The organism is Frankia sp. CeRuru1 (genome assembly GCF_977966315.1).
Genome location: NZ_CDWWEW010000336.1, coordinates 1 through 4,989 on the forward strand (window position 1 = coordinate 1; position 4,989 = coordinate 4,989).

General features: G+C 67.3%; 7 protein-coding genes. 4 read left to right on the forward strand and 3 right to left on the reverse strand.

Going from position 1 to position 4,989, the window contains the following annotated elements; translation table 11 throughout:
- The first annotated feature begins 74 nt into the window (after positions 1 to 74).
- Positions 75 to 296 carry a group II intron maturase-specific domain-containing protein gene (locus tag AC08OP_RS19620; protein ID WP_476615527.1) on the forward strand — a complete coding sequence of 74 codons (222 nt, stop codon included), beginning with the start codon at positions 75 to 77 and terminating at the stop codon, positions 294 to 296.
- A gap of 19 nt (positions 297 to 315) precedes the next feature.
- Here AC08OP_RS19620 and AC08OP_RS19625 read toward each other — a convergent pair whose 3' ends face one another.
- Both AC08OP_RS19625 and AC08OP_RS19630 read right to left on the reverse strand, forming a co-directional pair.
- Positions 316 to 957 (reverse strand): transposase, encoded by a 642-nt coding sequence (locus tag AC08OP_RS19625; RefSeq protein WP_476615522.1) that lies wholly within the window; start codon positions 955 to 957, stop codon positions 316 to 318.
- A 308-nt stretch (positions 958 to 1,265) separates the two neighbouring features.
- Entirely contained in the window at positions 1,266 to 1,865 is a 600-nt protein-coding gene (locus tag AC08OP_RS19630) for a flavoprotein (RefSeq protein WP_476615523.1), read from the reverse strand.
- 116 nt (positions 1,866 to 1,981) lie between these two features.
- Here AC08OP_RS19630 and AC08OP_RS19635 point away from each other — a divergent pair, with 116 nt between their 5' ends.
- The 3 genes from AC08OP_RS19635 to AC08OP_RS19645 all read left to right on the forward strand — a co-directional run bounded on the left by AC08OP_RS19635 (position 1,982) and on the right by AC08OP_RS19645 (position 3,377).
- Positions 1,982 to 2,182: a hypothetical protein gene (locus tag AC08OP_RS19635; protein WP_006543091.1), complete on the forward strand. Its 201-nt coding sequence runs from the start codon at positions 1,982 to 1,984 to the stop codon at positions 2,180 to 2,182.
- A gap of 53 nt (positions 2,183 to 2,235) precedes the next feature.
- A complete protein-coding gene (locus tag AC08OP_RS19640; RefSeq protein ID WP_476615524.1) occupies positions 2,236 to 2,535 on the forward strand; it encodes a hypothetical protein in 300 nt (99 codons plus the stop codon).
- A gap of 389 nt (positions 2,536 to 2,924) precedes the next feature.
- Positions 2,925 to 3,377, forward strand: coding sequence for a dCMP deaminase (locus AC08OP_RS19645; protein WP_476615525.1), 453 nt, complete (start codon positions 2,925 to 2,927; stop codon positions 3,375 to 3,377).
- A 113-nt stretch (positions 3,378 to 3,490) separates the two neighbouring features.
- On the opposite strand, the gene AC08OP_RS19650 is transcribed toward AC08OP_RS19645, so the two are convergent.
- Positions 3,491 to 4,729, reverse strand: coding sequence for an IS110 family RNA-guided transposase (locus tag AC08OP_RS19650; RefSeq protein ID WP_476615526.1), 1,239 nt, complete (start codon positions 4,727 to 4,729; stop codon positions 3,491 to 3,493).
- Between the last annotated feature and the right edge of the window lie 260 nt (positions 4,730 to 4,989).

Consider the following 4,989-nt stretch of genomic DNA (forward strand, 5'->3'; position numbering starts at 1 on the left):
CCCTCACCCTCTCGGCGGCTTAACTCAGAGTCACCGAAAGCTGGTCAATACCTGACCAGTAACGGCGGATCCACCTGCGCACGGCCGAGGACATCGGGGCGCTCGCGGCGTGGCTGAATCCGGTCATTCGTGGCTGGATGAACTACTACGGGATGTTCTACCGCTCTGCGCTGGACCGCCTATTCACCCGCATCAACACCTACCTGGTGCGCTGGGCCAGACGGAAGTTCAAACGTCTGAGGTCGTTCAAGAAGGACAAACGATGGTGGAAGGGCCTGACCCGAAAAATAACGTGAGGTGACGGTGGTGCCCGGTTCAGGCGGCCTCGGGGAGGGGGTCGAAGCGGACGGTGTAGCCGAGGGTGTTGGCTTGGCGGGTCAGGCGGCGCAGGGCGCGTTCGGGGTCGCGTCGGGTGTAGTAGTCGCCGTCGAGGTTCTGGTAGTCGGTGTCGTTGGTGAGCATGTGCCAGACGGCGGTCAGGATGGAGTGCTCGATCGCGACGAGGGCCTTCTTCTTGCCCAGCCGTGGGGCGAGCCGGCGGTAGCGGGCGCCGAGGTAGGTGGTGTCGCGGGTACGGGCGGCGGCCATGGCGGCGGTGCCCAGGGTGCCGCCGAGCCAGTGGTTGCCGTGCGGGGTCTTCCCGGATCTGCGTTTGCCGGCGGACTCGTGGTGGCCGGGACAGACCCCGGCCCAGGACGCCAGGTGTCCGGCCGACGGGAAGCGGGTCATGTCGGCGCCGGTCTCGGCGATGATGGCCTCGGCGACGGTCCGGCCGACCCCGGGGATCGTGACCGGGTGGTCAAGCTGGCGGGCAAAAGGGCGTATCTCCTCCTCGATCCAGCGCGGCGCACCGGTCGTGCAGCAACTCCACCAGACGTCTCCGATCCCCGGACGGCTACCAGGCGCGGCCGTCCGGAGGGACCACAGGTCTCGGAAGAGTCTGACCCGCGTGCTCATGGCAACAATCAACGGCGCCTGTCAGCGGTCCCCGCGCCATCCTGACTCCCGAGCTCGGGAAGGCATCACAGTGACACCGGCGTCCCGGACGGCCGCACCCATGATTTTCCCGCCCCCACGGCGGCCAGCGCAGCGGCCCCGGTTCCTGACCCGTAGACAGCCCCGCCTGTTCGCCCACTGGGCATGGACCACCAGCTTCTGACGAACCGGATGGGACGAGCGGAGCGACAGGAGACCGTCACGCTCCGTTCTGTAGGAGCCCGGGGGTGAGATCCCCCCGGGCTACCCGGCGGACTGGTCCAGGACGGTCAGCTCCCCGCGGTCCTATAGTCCGCTTCGTCGAGTGCGAGTCCCCACGGAAACGTGTCCAAGTGCTGGCCGCCGGTGTGGGGCTCGTGCGGCTGCCAGGCCCCCGGTCCCATGAGGATGTGGGCTCCGGCCTTCTTCAGCTCAGTGACGCTGCGCTGGAAGGCGAAGTGCGCGGCCAGAGCCGAGTTGACGAACGGCAGGACGATGACCGGGATACCCAATCCGAATACCTCGGCCAGGACACCAAGGGCGTAGTTGTCGCTGGTACCGGCAGCCCATTTGTTGATCGTATTGTAGGTCGCCGGGGCGACGATGATCGTGTCTGCCTGGGGGAACGAGTTCGATCGTGGCTCGCCTGGCTGGCGGTAGACGCTCTTCACGGGATGACCGGTCTGTTCTTCAAGTGCTGGTATGTCGATGAACGCCACGGCCGCCGGTGTGGTGATCAGGCAGACGTCCCATCCTCGGGTTTGAGTGAGGGGCCACGAGACGGTCAACGTGGGGCGCGACTCCTGCCGCGCAGCGGGCACCACTCCGATGGCTGATGTGAACGGATGCTGCCGCGCCCAGCCTTCGCGTGCCAACAGCCGCAGGCACATCGGCCGTGTCAGCTTGGGTCCGTCAGCCCTGAGGCTCGCCCAGGCTGCCGCCGCAAGCCATCATGGACGAAGCTAAGGTTGGGTCGACACGATGCGCACCGATGCGGAGGCTGGCCATGGACGCGACGGCGCAGCCCTACCCTGAGCCCCACGAGTGGGTTGATGAACCCGACCCCGACACCAAGCGCGCGATCGACGAGGCCCACGAGGATGTCGAGGCGGGTCGCACCGTCTTCTGCCTGTCCGACGCTGCGTTCGATGCCCTTCTGGACGAGCTGGACCAGTTGGCTGTCGAGGAGCACCCGAAGGCAAGCTGATGAGCCGCGTACCTCCCGTGAGCTCGGAATGATCGACGCACTATCGTGACGGCGTGCCCACGTACGAGCAGGTGGCCCGCTTCGTGGCGGAGTACGCGCGGCTGACTCCCGAGCAGCGGCGAGCGTTCCGCCGCGCGGTCGTGCTGTTCCGCGAGGGCTTGGAGACGGGCCAGTTCCACCCGAGCCTCGGGGTGAAGGGCTTCCGCTCGGAGCCGGGCGTGTTCGAGCTGCGCTGGGCGAAGGACGGCCGGGCGCTGTGGGAGTACGGGGACCCCGTCCCAGGCCGGGACGGCCCTCATGCCCTGGGGCGAGTTCTTCAGCCCTGCCTATATCGAGGTCCAGCGGGCACATAGCCTCGCCGCCCTCGGTGACTACCCTGCCGCGGCCACCGGGTTCCGGGCCGCGATCGATGGTCTCCCCTCGGCTTTCTACCGCGACCGCGGTGTCTACCTCGCCCGCGAAGCCCCCGCGCACGCAGGAGCACGCGAACCCGAGCAAGCCGCGACACTCGGTCTCGACGCATTCACGGTCGGCGCCAGCACACACTCCGGACGCATCATGACCAGTCTGCGGTCACTGCGTGACGCCGTCGCCGGATGGCAGACTATCCCCCACAGGTACGCGAGTTCCGCCAGGCGATGGACCAGGTCCCCACGACCATCACCGTCTGACTACCATCCCGCTACCGGCTACCCGGTCTGCCTCCACCAGGGACCGGCCCCAGGGAAGGACGAGCTGCTCCATGCCCCAGCTCGACGATCAGCGTTGGATGACCCGGGCCATCGAACTCGCCCACCGCTGCCCGCCCGCCACCGGCGCCTACTCGGTCGGCGCCGTCATCGTCGACGAGAACAACGAGGAGATCGCCTTCGGCTTCTCCCGTGAGGTCGACGACGCGGTGCATGCCGAGGAGTCCGCACTCGCGAAGATCGTCCCCGACGACCCGCGGCTCGCCACCGCGACGATCTACAGCACTCTCGAACCCTGCTCGCAGCGCAAATCCCGGCCACGCACCTGCACCCAGCTCATCCTGGAAGCGAAGATCCCACGGGTGGTCATCGCCTGGCGTGAACCCAGCCTCTTCGTCGCCGACTGCCAGGGCTACGAACTCCTCACCCAAGCCGGCATCACTGTCGCGGAACTGCCTGAGCTTGCCGAGAAGGCCCGAGCCATGAACGCCCACCTGTCAGTCTGACTGAGGAGTGAATTACCGGACCACGGAGGGGCTGGGTCGGGGCGTGCGGGATCGCGCGGGGACCCGGTGCCGTTCAGTCCGCGCGTGTGGGGTGCTGGTGATGGGGTTTGGGGTCAGGCCGCGGGTTCGATGGTGACGGTGTAGCCGAGCTTTTCGAGTTCGCCGACCAGGGTGTTCTTGCGTTTCTCGGGGTTCCGGCGGCGGCGGGTGTGCCAGTCGCCACCGAGGTCGTGGTATTCGGTGTTGCCCGCGATGATGTGCCAGTAGGCGATGAGAATGTCGTGGCGGGTCGTCCCGATCGCTTTCTGGATCCCGCGGCGGCCTCGGACCTGGGCGTGGTGCGATGCCAGGTAGGTGTTCTTACTCCGAGCCGCGGCCCACGCCGCCTCGGTCAACGCGGTCCGTAACCACTTGTTCCCGTGGCGGGTACGACCGGACAGGCGTTTCCCACCCGAGGTGTGGTTCCCCGGGCAGATACCCGCCCACGATGCCAGGTGCCCCGCGGTCGGGAACCGGGACATGTCGATCCCGACCTCGGCGAGCAGCACGATCGCGGTGACCCTACCCACTCCCGGGATCGTCGTCACCCGGTCCACCGTCCCAACAAAAGGGGCGATCATCACCTCGATCCGATGGTCGAGCTCCTCGATCTGCTCGTCACACAGGTCGATGCGTTCCAACAGCTGGGCTGCGAGGAACCCGTGATGACCGGAGCGGAACGTGCCGGCCAACGCCTCGGTCAGCGCCGGGATCTTCCCGCGCAGCCGGCCGCGGGCCAGCTCCGCCAAATACTCGGGGTTCCGTTCCCCGGCGATCATCTTCTCCAGGATCGCCCGGCCGGAGACGCCCAGCAGCTGGGAGGCGACGCTGGTGAGTTTCACCCCGGCGTCCTGCATCAGCTTCTCCAGCCGCTGGACCTCGCGGGTCTTCTCCTCCACGACCGTGCGCCGCGCCCGGGTGAGGTCGCGCAGGTCCCGGAACGGTTTCGGGGGGACGAAGGACGGGCGGACCAGGCCGTGCGCGACCAGGTCCGCAAGCCAGGCGGCGTCCGCCACATCCGTTTTCCGGCCTGGTACGTTACGGACATGCGCGGCGTTGAGAAGCCAGCATTCGAACTGGTCTTCCAGCATGTGGAAGACAGGTTTCCAATAAACCCCTGTTGATTCCATTCCCACGACCGTGCCCTTGTTCTGGGCCGGCCAGTCCGCGAGGAGCCCCAGCGAACCCCCGGTCGCAGTGAACGTGCGGACCTCGACTTTCGCGGGTCCTTTGGCGGGCTGGATCCGTACCGCCGCGGCCACCGTGTCCCGATGGACGTCGAGTCCCGCGCAGCGCGGGAACACCACTTCCACCCCTGCCTCCCTTCCCAATCAGGCAACACCCTCCAAGGTGCGTTACCCGGGGAGGCCTGAACACGGAAACTGAGGAACGCGCTCACGGCAGCAGGAACAAGTGCCCCAGGCCTCCGCCGTCATACTCAACCACGGGCTCGTCCGCACCAGAGACAGCCGACGTCGACCAGGTAACGCCCCACCATCATCCCAGCCACGGCCCGGCACCCAGCAAACAGCCCACCACAGCCCCATCAAATTCTCATTAGACCAGGTGGCGG

Coding starts and splice junctions, on each gene's coding strand:
- AC08OP_RS19625 (WP_476615522.1), bottom strand. CDS start 957: ATGAGCACGCGGGTCAGACTCTTCCGAGACCTGTGGTCCCTCCGGACG.
- AC08OP_RS19630 (WP_476615523.1), bottom strand. CDS start 1,865: ATGTGCCTGCGGCTGTTGGCACGCGAAGGCTGGGCGCGGCAGCATCCG.
- AC08OP_RS19635 (WP_006543091.1), top strand. CDS start 1,982: ATGGACGCGACGGCGCAGCCCTACCCTGAGCCCCACGAGTGGGTTGAT.
- AC08OP_RS19645 (WP_476615525.1), top strand. CDS start 2,925: ATGCCCCAGCTCGACGATCAGCGTTGGATGACCCGGGCCATCGAACTC.